At 65.1% G+C, this 21,160-nt stretch carries 22 protein-coding genes; 12 read left to right on the top strand and 10 right to left on the bottom strand.

The annotated features are described in order from the left end of the window. The first annotated feature begins 2 nt into the window (after positions 1-2). Positions 3-626, top strand: coding sequence for a GyrI-like domain-containing protein (locus ACTU6U_RS04655; protein ID WP_443468006.1), 624 nt, complete (start codon positions 3-5; stop codon positions 624-626). Positions 627-689: 63 nt separating this feature from the next. Here the strand turns inward: ACTU6U_RS04655 and ACTU6U_RS04650 are convergent, their stop codons facing one another. Genes ACTU6U_RS04650 through ACTU6U_RS04630 form a run of 5 tightly spaced genes read right to left on the bottom strand, consistent with a single transcriptional unit; the run spans position 690 to position 5,858 of the window. Further along, a complete protein-coding gene (locus ACTU6U_RS04650) occupies positions 690-2,495 on the bottom strand; it encodes a glycerophosphodiester phosphodiesterase (protein WP_443468005.1) in 1,806 nt (601 codons plus the stop codon). Further along, positions 2,492-3,364 (bottom strand): oxygenase MpaB family protein, encoded by an 873-nt coding sequence (locus tag ACTU6U_RS04645; protein WP_443468004.1) that lies wholly within the window; start codon positions 3,362-3,364, stop codon positions 2,492-2,494. Before ACTU6U_RS04645 ends, ACTU6U_RS04650 begins: the two co-directional genes overlap by 4 nt. 53 nt (positions 3,365-3,417) lie before the next feature. Continuing rightward, positions 3,418-4,245, bottom strand: coding sequence for a CPBP family glutamic-type intramembrane protease (locus ACTU6U_RS04640; RefSeq protein ID WP_443468003.1), 828 nt, complete (start codon positions 4,243-4,245; stop codon positions 3,418-3,420). After that, positions 4,242-4,967, bottom strand: a complete 726-nt coding sequence (gene trmB, locus ACTU6U_RS04635; RefSeq protein ID WP_443468002.1) for a tRNA (guanosine(46)-N7)-methyltransferase TrmB — start codon at positions 4,965-4,967, stop codon at positions 4,242-4,244. Before trmB ends, ACTU6U_RS04640 begins: the two co-directional genes overlap by 4 nt. A 48-nt stretch (positions 4,968-5,015) precedes the next feature. Beyond that, on the bottom strand, positions 5,016-5,858 hold the full coding sequence (locus ACTU6U_RS04630) for a DUF3097 domain-containing protein (protein ID WP_443468001.1): 843 nt from the start codon (positions 5,856-5,858) through the stop codon (positions 5,016-5,018). Between the two features lie 134 nt (positions 5,859-5,992). On the opposite strand from ACTU6U_RS04630, the gene ACTU6U_RS04625 reads away from it, so the two are divergent. The 4 genes from ACTU6U_RS04625 (at position 5,993) to ACTU6U_RS04610 (ending at position 10,180) form a co-directional block, all read left to right on the top strand. Next, positions 5,993-8,035: a TPM domain-containing protein gene (locus tag ACTU6U_RS04625; RefSeq protein WP_443468000.1), complete on the top strand. Its 2,043-nt coding sequence runs from the start codon at positions 5,993-5,995 to the stop codon at positions 8,033-8,035. A 73-nt stretch (positions 8,036-8,108) separates the two neighbouring features. After that, entirely contained in the window at positions 8,109-8,846 is a 738-nt protein-coding gene (locus tag ACTU6U_RS04620; protein ID WP_443467999.1) for a PspA/IM30 family protein, read from the top strand. 60 nt (positions 8,847-8,906) lie between these two features. Beyond that, positions 8,907-9,704, top strand: a complete 798-nt coding sequence (locus ACTU6U_RS04615) for an arginase family protein (RefSeq protein WP_443467998.1) — start codon at positions 8,907-8,909, stop codon at positions 9,702-9,704. Continuing rightward, positions 9,701-10,180 carry a Fe-S oxidoreductase gene (locus ACTU6U_RS04610; protein WP_443467997.1) on the top strand — a complete coding sequence of 160 codons (480 nt, stop codon included), beginning with the start codon at positions 9,701-9,703 and terminating at the stop codon, positions 10,178-10,180. The genes ACTU6U_RS04615 and ACTU6U_RS04610 overlap by 4 nt, the downstream gene beginning before the upstream one ends. Here ACTU6U_RS04610 and ACTU6U_RS04605 read toward each other — a convergent pair. The 3 genes from ACTU6U_RS04605 to ACTU6U_RS04595 are packed head-to-tail and all read right to left on the bottom strand — an operon-like array spanning position 10,137 to position 11,838. Next, on the bottom strand, positions 10,137-10,607 hold the full coding sequence (locus tag ACTU6U_RS04605) for an SIP domain-containing protein (protein WP_443467996.1): 471 nt from the start codon (positions 10,605-10,607) through the stop codon (positions 10,137-10,139). The two genes, ACTU6U_RS04610 and ACTU6U_RS04605, sit on opposite strands and share 44 nt — an antisense overlap. A gap of 50 nt (positions 10,608-10,657) precedes the next feature. Then, on the bottom strand, positions 10,658-11,365 hold the full coding sequence (locus ACTU6U_RS04600) for a tyrosine-protein phosphatase (RefSeq protein WP_443467995.1): 708 nt from the start codon (positions 11,363-11,365) through the stop codon (positions 10,658-10,660). Continuing rightward, positions 11,362-11,838: a carboxymuconolactone decarboxylase family protein gene (locus ACTU6U_RS04595; protein ID WP_443467994.1), complete on the bottom strand. Its 477-nt coding sequence runs from the start codon at positions 11,836-11,838 to the stop codon at positions 11,362-11,364. The genes ACTU6U_RS04600 and ACTU6U_RS04595 overlap by 4 nt, the downstream gene beginning before the upstream one ends. A gap of 44 nt (positions 11,839-11,882) precedes the next feature. Between ACTU6U_RS04595 and ACTU6U_RS04590 the strand changes: the two genes are divergently transcribed. Continuing rightward, a complete protein-coding gene (locus ACTU6U_RS04590; RefSeq protein WP_443467993.1) occupies positions 11,883-12,992 on the top strand; it encodes an acyltransferase family protein in 1,110 nt (369 codons plus the stop codon). Here the strand turns inward: ACTU6U_RS04590 and ACTU6U_RS04585 are convergent. Further along, positions 12,978-14,495, bottom strand: a complete 1,518-nt coding sequence (locus tag ACTU6U_RS04585; RefSeq protein WP_443467992.1) for a glycosyltransferase — start codon at positions 14,493-14,495, stop codon at positions 12,978-12,980. The genes ACTU6U_RS04590 and ACTU6U_RS04585 overlap by 15 nt on opposite strands. A gap of 162 nt (positions 14,496-14,657) precedes the next feature. Between ACTU6U_RS04585 and ACTU6U_RS04580 the strand changes: the two genes are divergently transcribed. The 6 genes from ACTU6U_RS04580 to ACTU6U_RS04555 are packed head-to-tail and all read left to right on the top strand — an operon-like array spanning position 14,658 to position 20,588. Then, positions 14,658-15,575, top strand: a complete 918-nt coding sequence (locus tag ACTU6U_RS04580) for an alpha/beta fold hydrolase (RefSeq protein WP_443467991.1) — start codon at positions 14,658-14,660, stop codon at positions 15,573-15,575. A 52-nt stretch (positions 15,576-15,627) separates the two neighbouring features. Further along, positions 15,628-17,145 carry an ABC transporter substrate-binding protein gene (locus tag ACTU6U_RS04575; RefSeq protein WP_443467990.1) on the top strand — a complete coding sequence of 506 codons (1,518 nt, stop codon included), beginning with the start codon at positions 15,628-15,630 and terminating at the stop codon, positions 17,143-17,145. A 20-nt stretch (positions 17,146-17,165) separates the two neighbouring features. Further along, a complete protein-coding gene (locus ACTU6U_RS04570) occupies positions 17,166-18,116 on the top strand; it encodes an ABC transporter permease (RefSeq protein ID WP_443467989.1) in 951 nt (316 codons plus the stop codon). Continuing rightward, entirely contained in the window at positions 18,113-18,982 is an 870-nt protein-coding gene (locus ACTU6U_RS04565; protein ID WP_443467988.1) for an ABC transporter permease, read from the top strand. Before ACTU6U_RS04570 ends, ACTU6U_RS04565 begins: the two co-directional genes overlap by 4 nt. Then, entirely contained in the window at positions 18,979-19,767 is a 789-nt protein-coding gene (locus ACTU6U_RS04560) for an ABC transporter ATP-binding protein (protein ID WP_443467987.1), read from the top strand. Before ACTU6U_RS04565 ends, ACTU6U_RS04560 begins: the two co-directional genes overlap by 4 nt. Continuing rightward, on the top strand, positions 19,764-20,588 hold the full coding sequence (locus ACTU6U_RS04555; RefSeq protein ID WP_443467986.1) for an ABC transporter ATP-binding protein: 825 nt from the start codon (positions 19,764-19,766) through the stop codon (positions 20,586-20,588). Before ACTU6U_RS04560 ends, ACTU6U_RS04555 begins: the two co-directional genes overlap by 4 nt. Here ACTU6U_RS04555 and ACTU6U_RS04550 read toward each other — a convergent pair. Further along, complete coding sequence (locus ACTU6U_RS04550; RefSeq protein WP_443467985.1) at positions 20,554-21,159, bottom strand: GNAT family N-acetyltransferase; 606 nt, start codon at positions 21,157-21,159, stop codon at positions 20,554-20,556. The two genes, ACTU6U_RS04555 and ACTU6U_RS04550, sit on opposite strands and share 35 nt — an antisense overlap. Between the last annotated feature and the right edge of the window lies 1 nt (position 21,160).

Genomic DNA, 21,160 nt, shown 5'->3' with positions numbered 1-21,160 from the left:
CCATGGCCGCGAAGATCGACTTTAAGAAGACGATCTTCGCCTACCGAGCGCGAAAAGGGCGCTTCGACGTCATCGACGTTCCCGCATTGAACTATCTGATGATCGACGGACACGGTGATCCGAACACGTCACCGGAGTTCACGAGTGCTATCGAGGCCCTGTACCCCCTCGCATACTCGCTGAAGTTCATGAGCAAGCGCGTCATCGACCGCGACTACGTCGTGATGCCCCTTGAGGGCCTGTGGTGGGCCGACGAGCACTCCGCTTTCACCTCGGCACGCGACAAGTCACTATGGCACTGGAGCCTGATGATCATGCAGCCGGACTGGATCGACCCCGAGATGTTCGCGGATGCTGTCATCACCGCGTCAGCGAAGAATCAGGGCTCTCGGTTCCACGATGTGCGCTTCGAATCGTTCGCGGAGGGCCGGTGTGTGCAGACGCTGCACGTCGGAGCATTCGATGACGAGGCCCCGGTGCTCGCGCGTATGCACGACGAGTTCATCCCACAGCACGCACTGGCGATGACCGGCAAGCACCACGAGATCTACTTCAGCGACCCGCGCAAAGGCGTCCCTGCGAAGCGCCGGACGATCCTGCGGCAGCCAGTCGAGCAGGTCAGCTGAGAGACACCGACAGCGCGAGCGCGATGATCGCGAGCCCCGACAGCATGGAGAGAGTCTGGCACGTCAGAAGATCACGACGTAGCGCTGAAGCGCATCGAAGAGCACGCTCGAGAGCCCCGTGGAATCCTGAATGCTCTCGCGTTCGCGCACGGCAGCCGCGGTGATGTCAGTGATGATCCCGTCGGCGTCATCGCGCATCAGCTCGCGGACGCGTTGCTCCTCATTGACCGTCCACACCATCGCGCCGAGGCCGGCCTGGTGCGCGGCATCGTTCATCTCAGGCGTGAATGACCACTCCTCGATGACGAGGAAGTCGGCCGCTGTGTCGGGAACGCCGATTCCAGCGAGAGCCATCGTGAGCCCCACCGTCAGGTCCGGGCGCAGTCGCTTGAGCTCTTCCACGCTGTCTTTGTCGAGCGAGTGGTAGATGTTGTTCTCGAGCACGCCCAGATCTTCGAGTTCGTCGACCAGGCGTGGCACGAGATCCGGGCTCTCCCCGCCGTGCAGTTTGATCTCGATGAGCAGCGGTTGTTCGATGTCGTGCGCGACCGTCACATATTCCTCGAGTGAGGGGATCCGATCGCTGTTCCCCTGCGAATCGTGCACGGTCATCGCGACCAATTCGTCGAGGGTGAGATCACCCACCTTGCCGGCCTCTCCGGTGAGACGGGTGAGCTCGGCGTCGTGCATCACGACGAACCTGCGGTCCGCCGTCTCCATGACATCCATCTCGACGAAGTCGGCGTCGGCATCACGCGCGGCCTTCAGCGACGCGATCGTGTTCTCCACCGCGTCTGCAGTATCTCCGCGGTGCGCGAGCACGAGGGTGCTGGGCTCACGGGAGAGCGCATTCATCACGGGAATGTTCACGGCGCTCAGACCGATCACAAGCACGGCGATGCAGAGCGCAGGCACCCAGGAGAGGCGATGACGCCGCTCTGCCGTGGGAGCGACCATCGTGCTGCCTGGCTGCGTCGCGAGGACGACGAGAACCGTGACGATCATGACCGCGCCGATTCCCACCGTGATCATCGCACCCACCTGCGCCACAGCGAGCATCACTGCCGCCACGATCGGCGCAGCATCCGGCAGGAACGCATCGGCGAGCGCGACGGGCCCCAACCCGATCCCGATCAGCGCGCCACCCACGATCGCACCGGCGACGAACACGGTGAAGATCACCAGCACGAGCACGATACGGTGGCCGCGGACGAGGCGCCAGCTGCTTCGCAGCGCGCCCCCTCCGCTCGCTCCGGTCGTGGCGAACAGCGGTACCGCGAGCGCGAGCTGGATGTTGAGAAATGCGAGCACGAGGAGGAACGCAAGGTAGGCGAGCAGCCCACCGGTGGTCTTCATGAGCTCGCCGGTGATGAACGAGGGGATGGTGATCGCCTGCGACAGCACGGACATGAATCCGATGCCGCCGAGGGGAAGCAGCAGGAAGAGGTACGGCAGCAGAGGCAGAGCACTCGGGCGCAGCAGCTTCTTGCCCAGGATCCCGAGCTCGCCGAGGGTCTCGCGAGCGAACAGTCGCTCCCCCGCCTGCACTCGCCTGATGGTGACGACCAGCATCAGGTACTGGAACGACAGCACGATGAACGCGATCACGACGACCGCGATCAGCAACCCGATCGACAGCGGCGTGGTGATCAGTCGCGGGAGCGTGGATGTATCAACGCCGGCGAGCCCCGCCGCACGCAGCGCCTCGGCGAAGAGCCAGCGCAAGAGCGGGGTCGCGATCAGTGCGATCATGCCCTGACCGATCAGATACACCGCTGCAAGGCGCCATCCGCCCTGCCTGATCACCCGCCAGGCTGCGCCGATCAGCGCCGCGTACTCCTGGCGGAATCCCCCGCGACCCCTGCTCATCCCGCTGCTGATCCCGCGCGCACCTTGCGGTACGGGTGGTCCTGCACCCGGGCGGATGCCTCGTCTACGAGCTGCTTGTAGGTCTTCGACTTGCGTGCGCCGGAGATGAGGTGCTTGGTCGTGCGCGCGGCCTTCCGGAGATTCATCGGGCGTCCCTCGATGCCGTAGAGCAGCCTTGCCCAGTCCGGCAGCAGGTGCAGCACGCCGTCCTGCACGATCACGACGGTCCACACCTTGAACGGGTTGCCGCGCAGAACAGGCTTGCGCAGCCCCCGCGTCACCTCGGCGGCCTCTACCCCGAGCGACAGCCAGTGGGTCTGCGCGTCGATGTACTCCTGCAGCTCGGCCGCGTTCGAGGGCAGCAGCGATTCGTCCTCGATGCCGATGAGCCTTGCGGCGACGTGCTGCTCGACGATGAATTGGTCGGCTTCTTCTGCGCTGATCTCGACGCCGAACTCCTGTGACGCGCGCAGCAGCGCGAACACGAACGTGTTGTGCGTCCACGCGAGCCACTCCGGCTTGTCGGCGCGGAGCTCCTCGCCGGTGGCAGGGTCGGTCCAGGTGGCGTGCACGTGCATCCGTCGCACCGATGCGGATGCGGCATCCGCGTGCGCACGATCGCCGAAGATTACGGTTTCGAAGTACCGACCGGTGCGCTCATCTCTGCCCGCCGCATCGCCGTGCGACTGCGTCGCGTTGTAGAACACGCGCATCATGTACGGGTTGAGCGCCTGCAGCAGAAGTGCGGCCATCCCTCCGAGCTTCGACGCCGGGTCCGCGAACACGCGCCGAGAGATGCTGTCTGGCGCGAAGTAACCGTCGTGTTCTGCCTGCGGCGCTGCCGCCGTAACGTCTTCGTGAATGCTCATGCGATGTTCCTGTCTCTATATTGAGTGCAAAGTTGGACTCAGTTTAGCCAATCTCACACAAGGAAGACCGGCAGCAGTCCGGGATTATGCGCGTGCACGAGCACGGCGAAGACAACGGCGTCGAACAGCAGGTGCACCGTGACGACGTACGCGAGCGAATGCGTCTTGAGGAATATGTAGCCCTGCAGGAGCGCGAACGGAATCGTCAGCAGGGGTCCCCACTCGCGATAGCCGAGCTCCCACAGGAACGACACGAACACGACCATCTGCAGCACGTTCGCAACCGCGTCAGGAAAATGACGACGCAGCAGTGCGAAGACCGTGCAGATGAAGAAGAGCTCATCCCAGATACCGACTGCACCGACACCGACGAACAGTCGTGCGATGAGTTCGGGGGTGTCGACGACAGGCCAGTTCAGGTAGACGCCACTGGTGATGAAGTAGAACGGCAGGATCAGCCAGCCGAGCACGAGAACGGCGATCAACCAGGTCCACTGCAGGCGCCCCCAGCGTTTCCCCGTGCGCCACGGAAAACTGATCGCCCTGTCTCGGAAGACGAAGCGCGAGATCACATAGGGCACGACGACGGCTCCGCCGAGGGCCAGCGTGAAGCGCAGCATCGCGAGGTTGTCGAGTTCGGCGGCGAGCGGGATCACACTGACGATCAGCATCCCGATCGCGATCAGCGACAGGTCGCGTGTAAGTGATGGCGCGGATGCTGTGACCGCTCGACGCTCGATGACCCAGGCGCCGCCGACGCCGAGTGCGAGAAGAATCCAGCCGAGCCAGGCCTGCTCCGCCACGAAGAACGCGGGAGCGGCGAGACACACGAGTGCCGCGGGCAGGATCCTCGGCGCCCAGGCCGCTGCGCTGTGCGTCACTCGCGAGTCTTTCGCCGGTACACGAGGTCACGGATCTCGCGCCCCTTTCCGATGCCCTTGCGTTCGAACGCTGTCATCACACGTCCACCGAAGCGCTCAGCCCACTCCCCCTCGAAGGCGCGCTCGAACAGCGGCTCCTCATCGAGGACCTCGCGCATCTGGAGGGCGTAGTCCTCCCAGTCCGTTGCGAGTCGCAGCAGTCCGCCGTCGGTCAGTACGCGGGCTGCGGCGTCTCCGAACCCGGGCCGGATCAGGCGCCGCTTCGTATGACGCTTCTTGTGCCACGGGTCGGAGAAGAAGATCCAGACCTCGGAGGCCGACCCCTCGGGCAGGTAGGTGGACAGCACCTCTGGCGCATTCGCCTCGATCAGACGCAGATTGCGCACACCCGCCTTGTCGGCGTCGAGCATGGTGCGTGCGAGACCCGCACGGAACACCTCGACGGCGAGGAAGTCAACATCAAGGCGGGCGGATGCCGCCGAAACGATGGCGTGCCCCTGCCCTGATCCGATCTCCACGATCAGCGGCGCGTCACGCCCGTATTCGGATGCCGGATCCATCCGAGCATCCGGGTGCACACTGGTCGACGCGACATCCCTCGGGATGTCCAGCAGGTAGTGCGGGGCGAGGTCGGCGAATGCGCGCTCCTGCGCCTCTGACATCCGTCCGCTCCGGCGTACGAAGGAGACCGGTTCATCGCGGAAAGTGCGGGGTTCAGGCATGCCTCCCAGCGTATCCTTGCCGGCGCGGATCCGACGGCCGCTGCGGTGCTACACGGCGGAAGGCTCGGTCACGAAGTCGATGAGTTCCTCGACGCGGCCGAGCAGCGCCGGCTCCAGGTCGCGGTAGGTGTGCACCTTGCTGAGGATGTGCTGCCAGGCGCGGCCGGTGTCGCCCTGTTCTGCGTGCGGCCAGCCGAACGCCCGGCAGATGCCCGTCTTCCAATCGATGCCGCGCGGGATCTCCGGCCAACGCTGAATCCCCAGACTCTGCGGCTTCACGCACTGCCAGACATCGATGAACGGGTGTCCGACGATCTTCAAGTGCCTGCCGTGCGGGCCGCGCAGAATCGCGTCGGCGATGCGGGTCTCCTTCGACCCGGGGACGAGGTGATCGACGAGCACGCCATAGCGGCGCTTCGCGTTGGGAGGCTCAGCCGCCAGAAGCTCGTCGAGCTTGTCGACGCCCTCGAGGAACTCGACGACGACGCCCTCCGCGCGCAGGTCGGCACCCCAGACCTTCTCCACGAGCTCGGCGTCATGCTTGCCCTCGACGAGAATCCGGCTGGGCAGCGCGACACGCGCGCGCTGATCCGCGACGACGAAGGATCCGGATGCTGTGCGCCGCGTGCCCTGCTTCGCCGCGGCCGGCGGGATCAGCCGCACCGGCTCGCCATCGATCATGAAGCCACCGCCGAGGGGGAAGACGCGCTTGCGCCCCTTGTAATCCTCGAGTTCGACATTGCTGCCCTGTACCCGGGTCACCGCGCCGCAGAAGCCATCGACTGCGACTTCGACGACGAGATCCTGAACGGCGGCGACGTCGTGCACCTTCTTCGCACCACGATCCCGCCATCCCGATGCCAGCACGTCGGAGCCATACCTGTCGTCCATGCCTTCCAGGGTATGCGTGAACACATTTCTTCCCTCACCCGACACAGACTCTTTCCCGCCAGTCGCTATCGTCTGTCAGCGGGAGTGAATAGACTCGATTCTCCAGGGGCTCACGCCCTCGCGGAAGGAGCACAATGCGGACTCGGTTCACAGTCATGCTCGGATTGATCGCGGCGGCGTTCGCGTCGACGTTGACGGCGTCCGGTGCCATGGCGACCGCCCCAGTGGCACTGGACTCGGGGTTCGTGACCGATGACGCGGGAGTGCTGTCGTCGTCTGAGAAAGATGCGGTGAATTCGCGCCTCTCCGACCTTGCCTCAGCTGAGGGCGGTGACCTCTACGTCGTGTTCGTCGATGAGTTCACCGGTCCATCCGACAGCGTCGCCTGGACCGATCAGACGGCGATCGACAACGGACTCGGCGTCGATCAGTACCTCATCGCCGTGGCCATCGACGCCGGACAGTACGCGATATCTGCCGACCAGAACGGTCCGCTCGATGACAGCGAGATCGACCGCGTCACACAGGCGATGGAGAACGGACTTCGCGCCGGAGACTGGAGCGGAGCTGCGATTGCCGCAGCCGATGCGTTCCCGGGACAGAGCGGAGGCGGCGATACCGCCAGCGGATTGACGTGGGTGCTCGTCGCCGCGGCCGTCATCGCCGTGATTGTTCTGATCGTCGTGCTCGTCTCGCGGTCGCGCAGAAAGAAGCAGACCGCGCCGGTCACCGTCCCCGATCCCAACGACCCCTATGCGTCGGTCAGCGACGAAGATCTCGAGCAGCAGGCAGGGAGCGCGCTCGTCCATGCAGATGACGCGATCACCTCGAGCCGACAGGAGGTCGGCTTCGCGGTGGCTCAGTACGGCGACGACTCGACCGATGTTTTCACGAAAGTCGTCGAGGCGGCCCAGGTCAAGGTCGCCGAAGCATTCTCGATCAAGCAGAAGATCGACGATGAGATCCCCGACACCGCACAGCAGCGGCGCGCATGGCACATCGAGATCATCCAGCTGTGCGATGAGGCCGACGATCTCCTCAACGAGAACATCGAGGCGTTCGAAGAACTGCGCAAGCTCGAAACCGAGGCTCCGCAGGCGCTGGAGCGCCTCAAAGCACGACGCGCCACGGCAGAGCAGGCATTGAATGCCGCCGCCCCAACGCTCACCACGCTCGGTCAGATCTATGACCCCGCTGCCCTGGCAACTGTCAGCGACAATCCTGCCCAGGCGCAGCACAGCCTGTCGCTCGCAGATGCCGCGCTCGAAGAGGCCGTCACAGCCATCGCCGAAGGCAAGAACGGCGAAGCCGCATTCGACATCCGCACCGCCGAAGATGCTGTCGAACGCACCGAGGAGCTCATCGACGGCGTCGAGAACCTCGGCGCGGGCCTTCTTGCCGTCGAAGAGCAGATCCGCACGACGATCACCGATCTCGAGGCCGATATCGCCGCGGCAGGAGCCATGGCAGACGCCCAGGGGCAGCTCGCTCCGATCATCGCGAGGACGCGATCGAACATCGACGCGGCGCAGGCAGATCTGCAGGGCACCGCGCGCAACCCGCAGCAGGCTCTCGACATGCTCACCACCGCCAACGTCGAGATCGACGCAGCGCTCGGACGCGTGCGAGAAGCGAGCGAGCAGGCGCAGCACGTCCGTCGCGTACTCGCACAGCGCCTCACACAGGCACAAGCGCAGATCAACACGGCGAACGACTTCATCACCACTCGGCGAGGTGCGATCGGGGCGACAGCTCGCACTCGCCTCGCCGAAGCGAACGCAGCCTATTCCGAAGCACTCGCCGCACAGGCGGGCGACCCCATCCTGGCCACAGAACGCGCGACCCGTGCATACAGCCTCGCCTCCGAGGCGACCTCGCTGGCCCGCAATGAGGTCGATGCGTTCAACACCGGCGGATGGTCGGGGGGCTGGTCAAGCAGCTATAGCAGCGGTGGCAGCAGCGACCTGGGCGGAGCCATTCTCGGCGGCATCCTCGGCGGCCTCTTCAGCGGTGGCGGAGGCGGTGGCGGAGGCGGCAGCTGGAGTTCTGGTGGCGGCTGGCGTTCCGGCGGCTCGAGCCGCAGCAGCAGCCGCAGCAGCAGGCCTTCCAGCTTCGGAGGCGGCTCCTCCCGTAGCAGCTCCCGCAGCGGTGGTCGATCCCGAGGGGGTCGGTTCTAGCATCCGCTCGTTCTTCTCACGCTCACGAAAAACACGAACTCACACGACTCCGTTCCAATCGAAAGGAAACACCATGGCCAAGCAGTCCATCTTCGGTCGAATCTCGACGCTGATGAAGGCGAACATCAACTCCCTCATCGACCAGGCGGAAGATCCGCAGAAGATGATCGATCAGCTCGTCCGCGACTACACCAACAACGTCGCTGACGCAGAGGCTGCCATCGCGGAGACCATCGGCAACCTGCGCCTGCTCGAGCGCGACCACGAGGAAGACATCCAGGCGGCCAAGGACTGGGGCAACAAGGCGATCGCCGCGAGCCGCAAGGCTGATGAGCTTCGCGCCGCCGGCAGCACCCCCGACGCGGACAAGTTCGACAACCTCGCCAAGATCGCGCTGCAGCGTCAGATCAGCGAGGAGCGCGAGGCGGGCGCCGCCGAGCCCACGATCGCCGCGCAGACGGAGGTCGTCGACAAGCTCAAGGCCGGCCTGAACGGCATGAAAGAGAAGCTGGGCGAGCTCAAGGCGAAGCGCAGCGAGCTCCTCGCCCGCGCGAAGGTCGCCGAGGCCCAGACCAAGGTCCAGGACGCCGTGTCCTCGATCAACGTCCTGGACCCGACGAGCGAGCTCGGCCGCTTCGAGGACAAGGTCCGCCGCCAGGAAGCCCTGGCGCAGGGCAAGATCGAACTCGCCGCGTCCAGCCTCGATGCACAGTTCGAGAGCCTCGATGATCTCGGTGAGCTGACTGAGGTCGAGGCGCGTCTGGCAGAACTGAAGGCCGGCGGCTCCTCGCGGGCACAGCTCGAGTCCTGAAACACCGGATGCCCCGGGCCGCTGGCCCGGGGCATCCGCCCTCACGCTTTGGAGATCCTCGTGGCTCGCTTCCTGGTTGTTCCGCAATGGCAGGGTTCGCCGTCGGCGCGTGCGATGCTGCTCGTCGACGGTGCATCAGCAATCTCAGGGGATCTCCCACGCAGTGCCACCACGATGCTCGATATCCCGCTGGAAGCCGGCGAATCGCTCGGTACCGGTGTGCATCGATTGAGCTCTCTGCAGCGCATCCGGTCGATGATCGCCGAGAGTTTCCAGGACGGCACCATCGTGATCGGTGGCGACTGCAGCGTGACAGTCGCAGCCCTCGACACCCTGGAGCGCGACGATCTCGCACTGGTGTGGTGCGATGCCCACCCCGATCTGCATACGGATCAGACTTCGACTTCTGGCGCGTTCTCCGGAATGGCATTGCGTGCTGTGCTGGGCGAAGGAGAAACTCAGCTCGCGCTCTCCCCCGGGCTCCCCGCCGATCGCGTCGTACTCGTCGGCGCGCGTGTGATCGATGACGCGGAGCAGGAGCCTCTCGGCCGAATGAATCAGCTGAGTGTCACCGACCTCGAGAATCCGGATGCTCTCGCCGCCGCCGTCGCGGCAACCGGCGCCGCACGGGTCTGGGTACACATCGATGTCGATGTGCTCGACCCCACGGAGATCGCCGGAGTCTCCTCCGCAGCACCCTTCGGTGCGAGTGCCGCGGCTCTGGCATCATCCATTCGGGCGCTGCGTGAACGCGTGCCGCTCGCGGGTGCGACGATCGCAGGTTTTGCCCCGCGCACTCCCCTCGACGCGATCGAAGATCTTGGCGCGATTCTGCGCCTGGTGGGGGCCGTGGCATGACTGCGCGTACGCAGACGCCTGACTGGCGACCGGCTGCGGAGGCCGCACTCGCGCGCGGTCGCCGACTGGATCGACGCATTCCGTCGTTCCTGCTGCGCTCCCCGATCAGCCGAATCGGTTACGCCTGGGGCACGGCTGTCGGCTGGGTCTGGGGATCCCTGTGGAGCACGGGGCCGATCGAGCGCCGTAACGGACTGTGGATCTTCCGCGGGATGCCGAAATGGACGTTCAAGCGCGGCGGCGTCTGCGTCGGCGGATGCTACCTGACGGGAAAGTCATCGCCTACAGACGCGGTGCTCCGGCATGAAGCCGTGCACAAGGCGCAGTGGCTGCGCTACGGCTTCCTGATGCCGGTGCTCTACCTGTTCGCAGGTCACGACCCGCTGCGAAATCGTTTCGAGATCGAGGCAGGGCTCGAAGACGGCAACTACGTCAATGCGCGGTCGGGAGTAAGCCGAAGCGCTCGGGTGCGCTGATCGTCGACACCGGGACCTCGAGCGTCGAGGTGAGGTGCTCGACGATGTCAGCTGTGCCGAGGTAACCACCCAGCAGAGTGATGTGCGTGGGGTGCTCTTCATCGCACAGCATCTCGTCTGCCCAGGCGCACGTCGCGCGAGTCAGCGCCGCGCCGGGTGCGCACGCGCGACCCGTACCCGGTGCTCCCGTGCGCGAAGAGCGTGCGAGCCAGGTGACAGTCATACGAGCGGGTGCCTCGATCACACCGATGTCGCATGCATCAGGGACCTCGATGAACACACGACCGGAAGCGCACAGCGGAAGCGTCGCCAAGAACGTCTCGAGTTCAAGCAGTGAGTTCTCATCTGCCGTGACCAGGTGGTGCGCACGCAGACGCGCTGCCCGACGCTGGGCTCGGCCGCTGCGGATCTCGGTGGACGTCGTCATGATGCCACTATCGTAACACCGATGAAGGGTTGCCTTACCTTGCTCGACTCTCAGTGTTCGAGCAGGGCCGACCGGAGTCCGGCGAGTTCATCATCGGCGAGCCCGTTCGCCAGCAGATAGTCAGAGGCCGATCCCCATCGCGCATCGACCTCGTCGAGGACGCCCTGCATGACCTCTGCGGGCGACAGCGTGGCGAGGGCGATGGCGTTCTCGGAATGCGGGTGGTGCTGCTGCAGATACGAGATGATGCGGCGGTTTCGCTGCTCGGGAAGTTGCGACGCAGTGAGCGCGTAGTCGGCGATCACTTCGTCTCGATGCGCCTCGACCGCCGAGAGCGCCAGGGCGACAGTCACACCGGTCCGGTCCTTTCCGACTGTGCAGTGCACCAGGGTCCGCTCACCGCGAGCGATCACACGGACGGCCTCTGCGAGGCGTTCCCCGCTTTCCTCGAGAAGGTGGCGGTACATCTCTTCGAGGCCCATGTCGTCGTCGAAGAAAGACGCGACAGACCCCAGAAAGAGAGGGAGATGAGTCGTAGCAATCGACGTCACTGCAGACGGGGCGTCGGCGAGTTCCTGGCCATCGCGCAGGTCGACGATGCGATCCACTCGTCGCTCGAGTTCGGTGACACCGGCCTCAGTCGCACCGACAAGACTTCCCGACCTCAGCAGCATCCCTTCGCGCACCCGACCGCGTGCGCCGGGCATTCCACCCACATCACGCGCGTTGAAGACCCCATCGACCGCGAATACTGTCACTTCGTCGCCTGCTCGCCGCGCGGCACGACGGGGTAGCGTCCGGCGATCACGATTCGGTTGAACGCGTTGATCGAGACGCACGCCCAACTCAACGCGGCATACTCCTTCTCGGTGAACACGCTGCCGACCCGGTTGTACACGTCATCGGACACGCCCTCGTCAGAGATGAAAGTGAAGGCCTCAGCGAGCTCCAGCGCCGCACGCTCACGCTCCGAGAACACACCACTCTCGCGCCAGGTCGCGATCTGCGTGATCGTATCGATGTCGATGCCCGCGCTGACTGCACGATCAAGGTGCACGCGAGTGCAGTACGCGCAGCCGTTCAGCTGCGAGCAGTGGATCATCACAAGCTCTTTGAGGCGGTCATCGATGCCGTTCGTCCTGCAGATCTCGCCGACGGTTCGGGAGAACTCATCCAGCGCCTTGTAGGCGGCAGGTTCCGTCTTCGACAAGTGCACTCGCGTCTCGCTCATGCACCTCAGCTTAGGCTCAGCCCCAGATATTAGCGTTGCCTGCAATGTCTGGATCTCCGCGGATAGTGAGTATCGACGGCGTGCGCGGGGTGGCCTCACTGGTCGTCGTCGTCTATCACTGCAGCCTCATCGCGATGCCGCACCTGGACGGCACACTCGCGGCATGGCTCACGCAGAGCCCCGGCAAACTCGCGTTCGCCGGCACGGAGGCCGTTCTGGTGTTCTTCGTCCTCTCGGGCTTCGTGGTCACTCTTCCGGTGCTGCGCGTCGGCTTCTCCTGGTCGCGCTACTACCCCACACGCGTACTTCGGCTCTACCTTCCCGTCTGGGCGTCACTCGTCCTTGCGACGGTGCTGATCGCTCTGGTTCCCCGCGATCAGTCGACAATGCCCGAGGGCTCATGGATGCGCGATGCGCAGGCGGCGACCGTGACGTGGAGCTCTTTCCTTGATGAAGCCTCACTGGTCCCGGCGTCTTACGACATCAACAATGTGCTGTGGTCACTGCGCTGGGAGCTGATCTTCTCACTCGCGCTTCCGCTCTTCGTCGCTCTTGCCGTCGCGGTGCGCCGGCACGCGATAGCCGCGGGCGTTGTCGCCTGTGCATTGACCGTCGCCGGTCGCATCGTCGAGATGGACGCGCTCGTCTACCTGCCGGTTTTCATGATCGGAGCACTCATGGCAGTCCGTCTGGATGATCTGCGGGTCTGGATGCGACGACCTCGCGGCGCGCTCTTCTGGCCCGGAGCGACGATCATCGCGCTGATGCTTCTCATCGCCAGCTGGCTCGCGCGGCCAATCGCTGACGCGGGAAGCATCGCGAGCCGAGCGCTCTGGGGATTCGCCGGCGTTGGAGCCGTGATCATCATCATCGCAGCCATCGGATGGCCACGATTGAGTGGTCTGCTCGAGCGTCGCACAGCGCAGTGGCTCGGTCGGGTCTCCTACAGCCTCTACCTCGTGCATGTTCCGCTGCTTTCAACCCTTGCGTACTTTTGGGGCGCAGACAGCTGGCCGTGGGCGATCGCGGTGGGCTTTCCGGCGAGCCTTGTCCTGGCGGGTCTGTTCTATCGCTTCATCGAGTCACCCGCGCACCGCATGTCGCGATTCATCGGCGCCGCGATATCGCAACGCGTGCGATCACGCCTCGCCTAAGGATGCATAGCCACCGGTCACACGCCGGACCCGCCGCTTCATGCGTCCGGCGAAATGACGTGACCGTGCGAGCACCGACTCGGCGTCGGATACCGCGTGCTTCCGCTCCCACGCCTTCTCCATCTCCCGCGCCCAGGCCCGCGTCACGGCCTTGTCGTCGAATCGCTCAGATGTGGCGATCGCCCGCTTACGCATGGCTTCGACGGCGGGTGCCGGCATCTGCTGCAAGTCGACGATTCGGCGCGTCAAAGCGTCGATATCTCCTGCAGCCACCAGAAAGCCATTCCTGCCGTCGACGATGAGATCCGATGGACCGTAGGGGATGTCGTAGGCGATCGGGATGCACCCTGCGGCCATTCCTTCGACGAGCGCGAGCGGCAGCCCTTCGGCGGTCGATGTCAGCAGCATGAAATCGGCTGCTGCGAAACGCGACCGTGCTGCGGCATCGTGTCCATGTAAGTGCACGCGTTCTGCGACGCCCAGAGATCGGATCGTCTTCTCCAGAAGCGGCCTGCGCTCCCCCTCCCCGTAGATGTCGATGCTCACCTCGACAGTCGCGGATGCACGCGCGACAGCCTTGATCGCGTGTGAGACGCGCTTGCGCTTGATCAGAGACGACAACATGAGCCCGCTGCCGCGCAGGTGCGACCGATCGCCTCCGCGCGAGGCCTGCGCACCGTCGAAGCCGTTGGGAATCACGGCGAGATTCTGCTGCGAGCCCAGGTCGGCGATCAGATCGCCGCGCTGCCGCGTGGTCAGCGCCACGACGGAGTCGAAATCCGACAGATGCTCGAGAACAGTGCGACGCGACGCGCTGAGAGATGAACCGTCAGCCGTGCGGTGCGAGCCGTGCAGAACATGCATGGTCACGACATTCGAGCGCCGGTATGTCCGCGCGAACCGCGCGGCGGTTTTCGAATCCACGATCATGAACGTCTCCTCGCGCTCCAGGATCTGATCGAGCCAATAACGGTAGACACCCCACACGCTCCCCCAGCTGCGCCGCGGTGTGCCGTCTCGGTCATACAGCACGACACGTCGAGTGCCCGCGGCCTCGTCGCGACGATCCGTGACCAAGATGCTGCCGTCCGCGCGGAATCGATCTGCGGCGATGACGCTGCCGGCCGAGAGTCGTTCACGGATCAGGACGACCCCGTCCCGTCGATGCTCGACAACGTCGCCTGCGGCAGCGAGGAGTTCATGCCCGGGCTCGGGCTGATTCTGGCCCCCTCTCGCCTCGTGCTCGCGCAGCCAGTCCCAAATGTTGACGAGTCGCATGCCATCGATGAGTTCACCTGCTGTGCGCAGCTCTCGCACGACATCTGCGTAATCGAGCCGGTCGTCCAGCGTCAGGATGTCGACAGGACGTCCTCCCAGGCGGACAATGGCTCGAGAGCGGTGCAACAACGCACCAGTCATTCCGCCGAACGAATCCGGGATGCTCCACGTCAGCGCAACCTGACGGCCCGGACGGAAGCGCGGGGTGAGGATAGAAGGCCGCATGGCGACGACGGTAACAAGTACTGCTGTGAACTCTTCACATCCACTCAAACCCATATTGCCCGCATGTGTCGCATCATACTGAGCAATATGCGGAGCGTGAGCGCGAGACGGGTGGTTGTTTTGCTCCCGGGTTTCACGCAAGCCCTCATTACGGAGCAGAATATGGGCGTGCCAACCACCGCCAGCGAGTTCCAGTATCTTCCGTTACAGGCTCAGACGCTCGGTGTACCTGTTCCACAGGTCGAACGCCTCACTCTCACGCTTCCCGACGGTCGCGTCCTCAGCGCCCTCCGGTTTGGAGAAGGACCGCCAGTCACCACGCTGCTCCACGGCGCCGGCCTGAACGCGCATACCTGGGACACGATGGTGCTCGACCTGCAGGTGCCGACCCTGGCAATCGATCTCGCGGGGCACGGTGATTCATCGTGGCGCGATGACGCGGCCTATGCCGCCCGCACGCTCGCGGGCGATGTCGCATTCGCCCTGGCCGAGTGGGCGACCGCACCGCAGGTGCTCGTCGGACAGTCGCTCGGCGGCCTCACCGCCGCGGCGGTCGCAGCATCCCGCCCGCAGCTCGTCAGCGACGTGATCATCGTGGACATCACTCCCGGCATCGACACCTCCGGCGGCCCCTCGGCACTGCGTGCGTTCTACGAGGGCCCCACGGATTTCGCTGCTCGAGACGAGCTCGTCGACCGCGCCATGTCGCTCGGGTTCGGCGGCACGCGCGCAGAGACGGAACGAGGCGTCTTCCTGAACACCAGAGTCCGAGACGATGGCCGTGTGGAGTGGAAGCATCATTTTGCACACCTCGCTGCCACCGCGCTCGCAGCCCCGACGCCGGAGGCCGCGAACGCGGTGCTCGATGTGAGCGGCTGGGACGACCTCACCGCGATCACCGTTCCCCTGACGCTGGTTCGCGCGGCCCGCGGCTTCGTCAGCGAAGCGGATGCTGAAGAATTCCAAAGCCGCCTTCCCTGTGCTGCCGTGGTCACCATCGACGCCACGCACAATGTGCAGGAGACCGCGCCGCGCGAGCTCGCCGCGCTCATCCGCACCACGATCGACACAACGCCCTGACACTGCACTTTCCTGCAGCACCCACCCCGTCCCGAGAGGACATCGTAAAGACATGTTCCGACGCACCAGACGCCTTGCCGTCATCTCCGCGCTTGCCGTCGCAGCCGTGGTCCTCAGTGCCTGCGCGGGAGCCTCGCCCGAGCCGGTCAAGACTTCTGACAGCAAACCTGACCCTGACGCCAGCCTGACCGTCGGGCTCGTCCTCGAGCCGACCAACCTCGACATCCGCCACACCAGCGGAGCTGCGCTCGAGCAGATCCTCGTCGACAACATCTACGAGGGGCTCGTCACCCGCGCGCAGGACAACACGATCGAACCGCGACTGGCCTCCGACTACGAGGTCTCCGACGACGGACTCGTCTACACGTTCACCATCGACGAGGGCGTCACCTTCCACAATGGCACTGCGATGACCTCGGCCGACGTCGTCGCCTCCCTCGAAGCGGTCCGCACGGACGAGTCCCTCCAGGGCAACGCAGAGTTCGCGAACGTCGCATCAATCGCAGCTCCAGATGCCAGCACCGTCGTGATCACGCTCAACGAGCCGAACCAGAACTTCCTGTTCGCTCTCACCGGTCCTGCCGGTCTCGTCTTCCAGGCCGGCGACACCACCGACCTGCAGACCGCGGAGAACGGCACCGGCCCCTTCACGCTGCAGAACTGGAGCAAGGGCAGCACCATCACCTTCGACCGCTACGACGAGTACTGGGGCGAGCCCGCAGGAATCGCCGAGGTGGTCTTCGAGTACATCCCCGATTTCACGGCTGGCGTCAACGCAGCGCTCGATGGCAGCCTCGACGTCCTCACCGCCGTCGACCCCAATCTCGCCCCTCAGCTCGAGGACTCCGGCGAGTTCGTGATGACGAAGGGCCGTACGACAGACAAGGCCACGCTCGCCTTCAACAACGCGAAGGCGCCGCTGAACGACGTTCGCGTGCGCGAGGCGCTGCGTCTGGGCATCGACCACGAAGCCCTGATCGAGGCCGTCGGTGCAGGCCAACCGCTGTACGGCCCCATCCCCGAGCTCGACCCCGGCTATGAAGACCTCTCGGATCTCGTTCCGTACGACCCGAAGAAGGCCAAGGAGCTGCTCGCCGAGGCAGGTCAGGAGGATCTCGAACTGACCCTCACGATCCCTGCGTTCTATGGAACGACCGTGCCGCAGGTACTGGTCTCTGAATTCGCGAAGATCGGTGTGACGCTCGAGGTCGACTCGGTGGAGTTCCCCACCTGGCTCGAGGACGTCTACACGAACAAGGACTACGAGCTCAGCTTCGTGCTTCATGTGGAGCCTCGCGACTTCGGGAACTTCGCCAACCCCGACTATTACTTCGGCTATGACAATCCCGAAGTGCAAAAGCTCTACGCCGAGGCACTCGCTGAAACCGACCCGGACGAGAGCGCCAAGATCCTCGCGAAGGCCGCGCGCCTGGTCTCTGAGGATCACGCCGCCGACTGGCTGTACACCGGCGAGACGATCACTGCGCTTCGCCCGACCGTGTCCGGTTTTCCAGAGGACTCGATCAACTCGCGCATCAACCTCGCCGGCGTCACCGTCGCCGCGGACTGACGCCGACCGAGTAACCCAGCGTGATCCGCTACACGCTCACACGAGGAGTCCTGCTCATCGCAGGGCTCCTCGTGTCGAGCGTGCTCATCTTCGTCACTCTCCGCGTCTTTCCCGGAGACGTCGCTCAGCTCATCGCCGGCACCCAGGCCTCTCCCGCAGCAGTCGAGGCGCTCCGTGAATCGCTCGGCCTCAATCGCCCTCTGATCGCCCAGTACGGCGAATGGATCGGCGGCGTACTCACCGGCGATCTCGGAACCTCGCAGCTCAGCGGTGCCTCAGTGGGCGCAGAACTCGCCCAGAAGGCGCAGATCACGGTTCCCCTCGGCATCATGTCGCTGGTGATCGCCCTGCTGATCGCGGTGCCCTTCGGGGTCGGCTCAGCGCTGCTGCGCGGCCGCGCAGGTGGAACAGCGATCAACATCACCGCGCAAGCCCTGGCCGCGGTCCCGGTGATCTGGGCTGGCATGATGCTCATCGTCGTGTTCGCCGTGTGGCTGGGCTGGCTTCCCGCACAGGGCTTCCCTCGTCACGGATGGGAACAGCCGGGGCAGGCACTGCGGGCGCTGCTTCTGCCCGCACTGACCATCGGAATCGTCGAGGGCGCGATGCTGCTGCGCTTCGTGCGCAGCGCGACCCTCCAGGCGCGGGGCCAAGATTTCGTTCGCACCGCCGCGGCGAAGGGCCTCACCCGCAACCGCGCGCTGATCCAGCACGGGATCCCCGCGGTCGGTCTGTCCATCGTGACGGTGCTCGGCCTTCAGGTCGCTGGAATCGTCGTCGGCTCTGTCGTGATCGAACAGCTCTTCACGCTTCCCGGCATCGGGCGGATGCTCGTGACCGATGTGGGAACGCGGGACCTGGTCAAGGTGCAGAGCGAACTGCTGGTTCTCACCGGCCTCGTGCTCATCATCGGCTTCATCGTCGACCTCGTGCACCACTTCGTCGACCCCAGGCAGAGAGAGGCCGCATGATGCCCCGCTGGCTGAGATCGCTCTGGAGCACCGCCACCGGGCGTTTCGCGGTCGTCGCGGTGGCGGTGATCGCACTGGTCGCGCTGATCTCCCTGTTCTGGACGCCGTTCAACCCGCTCGAGACTGTCGTGCGCAACCGGTGGGCACCGCCCGGCTGGCCGCACCTGCTCGGCACCGATGGCACCGGCCGAGACATCCTCAGCCTCATCATGGCCGGCGCGCGCACCACTGTCTTCGTCAGCGTCGGGTCCGGGATCGTGGCCACGGTCGTCGGAATCGCCCTCGCTGCCCTTGGTGCCTTGACGTTCCGCTGGATGCGCGAGACCATCGCTGTTCTCGTCGACATCCTCATCGCATTCCCCGTGCTCATCATCGCCATGATGATCTCTTCGGTTTGGGGTGGGTCGCTCTGGGTCGTCATCTGGGCGGTCGGCATCGGTTTCGGCGTGAACATCGCCCGCGTCACCCGCCCGGAGTTGCGCCGAGTGCAGAAGAGCGACTTCGTGCTCGCCGGCCGAGCATCCGGTCTCACCACCTCGCAGAATCTCGTGCGTCATCTGCTGCCCAACGTTGCTCCGGTCTTCATCGTGCAGCTGTCATGGTCGATGGCCGTCGCCGTCCTCGCGGAAGCCGGGCTGTCCTACCTCGGTTTCGGCGCATCCGTCACAGAGCCCTCGTGGGGCATTCTGCTCGCCGACCTCCAGCGGTACATCGGCGTCCATCCGCTCTCGGTGATCTGGCCCGGTCTTGCCATCACGATCACCGTGCTCTCCCTCAATCTCCTCGGCGACGCACTGCGTGAGGCGACTGATCCGACGCTGCAGCATCGATCGGCAGAAATCCATACCCCGGCGGTGGTCGCATGAGTCTCGAAGTGCAGAATCTCGTGGTCGACATCGACGGCCGCCGCGTCATTGACGGCATCTCATTCGAGGTGCCTGACGGCGCACGTCTCGGGCTGATCGGTGAGTCCGGTTCTGGCAAGTCCGTCACGGCGCTCGCGATCCTCGGACTCCTTCCCGACGGAGCCACGGCGCGCGGCAGCATCCGCTGGAATGGAACCGAGCTGATCGGGATGCCCGATCGAGAGCTCGCCCGCCTGCGCGGCGATGACATCGGAATCGTGTTCCAAGAGCCGCGCACCGCACTGAATCCGATTCGGACGGTCGGTCGCCAGATCGCAGAGTCGGTGCGCATCCACACCGGAGTCGGCAAACGCGAGGCGCGGAAGCGTGCGATCGAAGAGGCAGCCCGTGTGCGGCTGCCCGATCCGGAAACGATCATCGACAAGTATCCGCACCAGCTTTCCGGCGGGCAGCGGCAGCGCGTAGCAATCGCGATGGCGCTGGCCTGCAATCCGCTTCTGCTCATCGCCGATGAGCCGACCACCGCGCTCGACGTCACGATCCAGGCGGAGATCCTGCGGCTGCTGCTCTCGCTCGTGGAGGAGCAGGGCATGTCCCTGATGTTCATCACCCATGATCTGGCGGTGCTCGCGCAGGTAGCCACCCACGGCGTCGTTCTCGAAGAGGGACGGGTGATCGAGGCAGCTCCGATATCGACGTTGCTCACCGCTCCCTCATCACCGATCACCCAAGGTCTGCTGCGCGATGCCACCGCGACGCTCTGGCGGCCGGAGGGAACGTCATGAGCCTGGTCGAGGCGCGCGGTCTCAGCCGGGAGTTCCCGGTGCCGAAACGGAGCATGTTCGAGCGCGCCACCATGCAGACCGCGCTGCATCCCACAGACCTCGACATCGACGCGGGCGAGTCCATCGGGCTCATCGGCGAATCCGGATCTGGGAAGTCGACCCTCGTCCGCCTGCTCCTCGGACTGGACGCCCCCACTGCGGGAACAGTGACGGTCGATGGGAAGAAGGTGCATGCTGCGGCGCCCGCACGCTCGCTGCACTGGCTCCGGCGGCAGACTGGTTTGGTCTTCCAGGATCCGTACGCATCGCTCGATCCGCGGATGACCGCAGGGCAGATCATCGCCGAACCGCTGTGGGCGCTGGGGATCGAAGGCGACCGACGAGAACGCGTGCGCACCGTTCTGACCAAAGTGGGCCTGGAGCCCGAGATGGCGGAGCGCTACCCACACGAATTCTCCGGCGGACAGCGCCAGCGCGTTGCCATTGCACGCGCGATTGCACATCGCCCCCGCATTCTCGTCGGCGACGAACCGCTCTCCGCTCTGGATGTCACGGTGCGCGCTCAGGTTCTCGACGTCTTCCACACCCTGCTCGAGTCCGAAGGGCTGACTCTGATCCTCGTGTCGCACGACATCGGCGTGGTGCAGAGCTTGTGCGACAGCGTCGCCGTGATGAAAGACGGCGCGATCGTCGAGCGCGGGGCCACGAAAGACGTGCTCATGCACCCGCAGCAGGACTATACGAAGCGCCTGCTCGCAGCGATCCCCGTGATCCCCGGCAGCGGCGTCATCTCCGACGGCGACGCTTCGACGCTGGAGTGAGCGAACGCTGCAGATAGATCGTCCCGAGCGATCGCCCGAACTTGAATCCCACCCGGCCCATGCGGCCGACCTCGACGAAGCCGTGCTTCGCGTGCAGACGGAGCGAGGCATCGGCGCCGCTATCGCTGATCACCGCGACGACCTCGCGCAGACCGATCTGCTCGCACGCCTCGATCAGGGCCTGCAGAAGCGCCGAGCCGAGCCCTTTACCGCCCGCCCCAGGGCCCAGGTAGATCGAGTCCTCGACCGTGTAGCGGTACGCGGACTTGCTCGCCCACGGCTGCACGAGTGCGTAGCCGATCACCTGGTTCGACGCAGTGACGGCGACGAGAAACGGCAGCTGCAGCTTGGTCAGCAGCGCGAACTTCTCACGCCAGTAGCGATGGGTCGAAGCCTTCTCATCGAAGGTGACAGCGGAGTTGGCGACGTAGTGGTTGTAGATCTCACGGACATCGGGCAGATCACCGATACGCGTTGGCCGGATCGCATAGGCGAAAGCGGCCGGATCCGGCTCGGGAGAGCGCAGATGGCGCGGCAGCCGTCGACGCTTGTCACCAGGCTCGAACTGCACG

This window comes from Microbacterium zouquanmingi, from assembly GCF_052266695.1.
Lineage (GTDB): Bacteria > Actinomycetota > Actinomycetes > Actinomycetales > Microbacteriaceae > Microbacterium.
The sequence above is the reverse complement of the archived record's forward strand: the minus strand, read 5'-3'. Positions and strand labels throughout refer to the sequence as shown.

Coding starts and splice junctions, on each gene's coding strand:
- ACTU6U_RS04655 (WP_443468006.1), top strand. CDS start 3: ATGGCCGCGAAGATCGACTTTAAGAAGACGATCTTCGCCTACCGAGCG.
- ACTU6U_RS04650 (WP_443468005.1), bottom strand. CDS start 2,495: ATGAGCAGGGGTCGCGGGGGATTCCGCCAGGAGTACGCGGCGCTGATC.
- ACTU6U_RS04645 (WP_443468004.1), bottom strand. CDS start 3,364: ATGAGCATTCACGAAGACGTTACGGCGGCAGCGCCGCAGGCAGAACAC.
- trmB (WP_443468002.1), bottom strand. CDS start 4,967: ATGCCTGAACCCCGCACTTTCCGCGATGAACCGGTCTCCTTCGTACGC.
- ACTU6U_RS04630 (WP_443468001.1), bottom strand. CDS start 5,858: ATGGACGACAGGTATGGCTCCGACGTGCTGGCATCGGGATGGCGGGAT.
- ACTU6U_RS04625 (WP_443468000.1), top strand. CDS start 5,993: ATGCGGACTCGGTTCACAGTCATGCTCGGATTGATCGCGGCGGCGTTC.
- ACTU6U_RS04620 (WP_443467999.1), top strand. CDS start 8,109: ATGGCCAAGCAGTCCATCTTCGGTCGAATCTCGACGCTGATGAAGGCG.
- ACTU6U_RS04610 (WP_443467997.1), top strand. CDS start 9,701: ATGACTGCGCGTACGCAGACGCCTGACTGGCGACCGGCTGCGGAGGCC.
- ACTU6U_RS04605 (WP_443467996.1), bottom strand. CDS start 10,607: ATGACGACGTCCACCGAGATCCGCAGCGGCCGAGCCCAGCGTCGGGCA.
- ACTU6U_RS04595 (WP_443467994.1), bottom strand. CDS start 11,838: ATGAGCGAGACGCGAGTGCACTTGTCGAAGACGGAACCTGCCGCCTAC.
- ACTU6U_RS04590 (WP_443467993.1), top strand. CDS start 11,883: ATGTCTGGATCTCCGCGGATAGTGAGTATCGACGGCGTGCGCGGGGTG.
- ACTU6U_RS04585 (WP_443467992.1), bottom strand. CDS start 14,495: ATGCGGCCTTCTATCCTCACCCCGCGCTTCCGTCCGGGCCGTCAGGTT.
- ACTU6U_RS04580 (WP_443467991.1), top strand. CDS start 14,658: ATGGGCGTGCCAACCACCGCCAGCGAGTTCCAGTATCTTCCGTTACAG.
- ACTU6U_RS04575 (WP_443467990.1), top strand. CDS start 15,628: ATGTTCCGACGCACCAGACGCCTTGCCGTCATCTCCGCGCTTGCCGTC.
- ACTU6U_RS04565 (WP_443467988.1), top strand. CDS start 18,113: ATGATGCCCCGCTGGCTGAGATCGCTCTGGAGCACCGCCACCGGGCGT.
- ACTU6U_RS04560 (WP_443467987.1), top strand. CDS start 18,979: ATGAGTCTCGAAGTGCAGAATCTCGTGGTCGACATCGACGGCCGCCGC.
- ACTU6U_RS04555 (WP_443467986.1), top strand. CDS start 19,764: ATGAGCCTGGTCGAGGCGCGCGGTCTCAGCCGGGAGTTCCCGGTGCCG.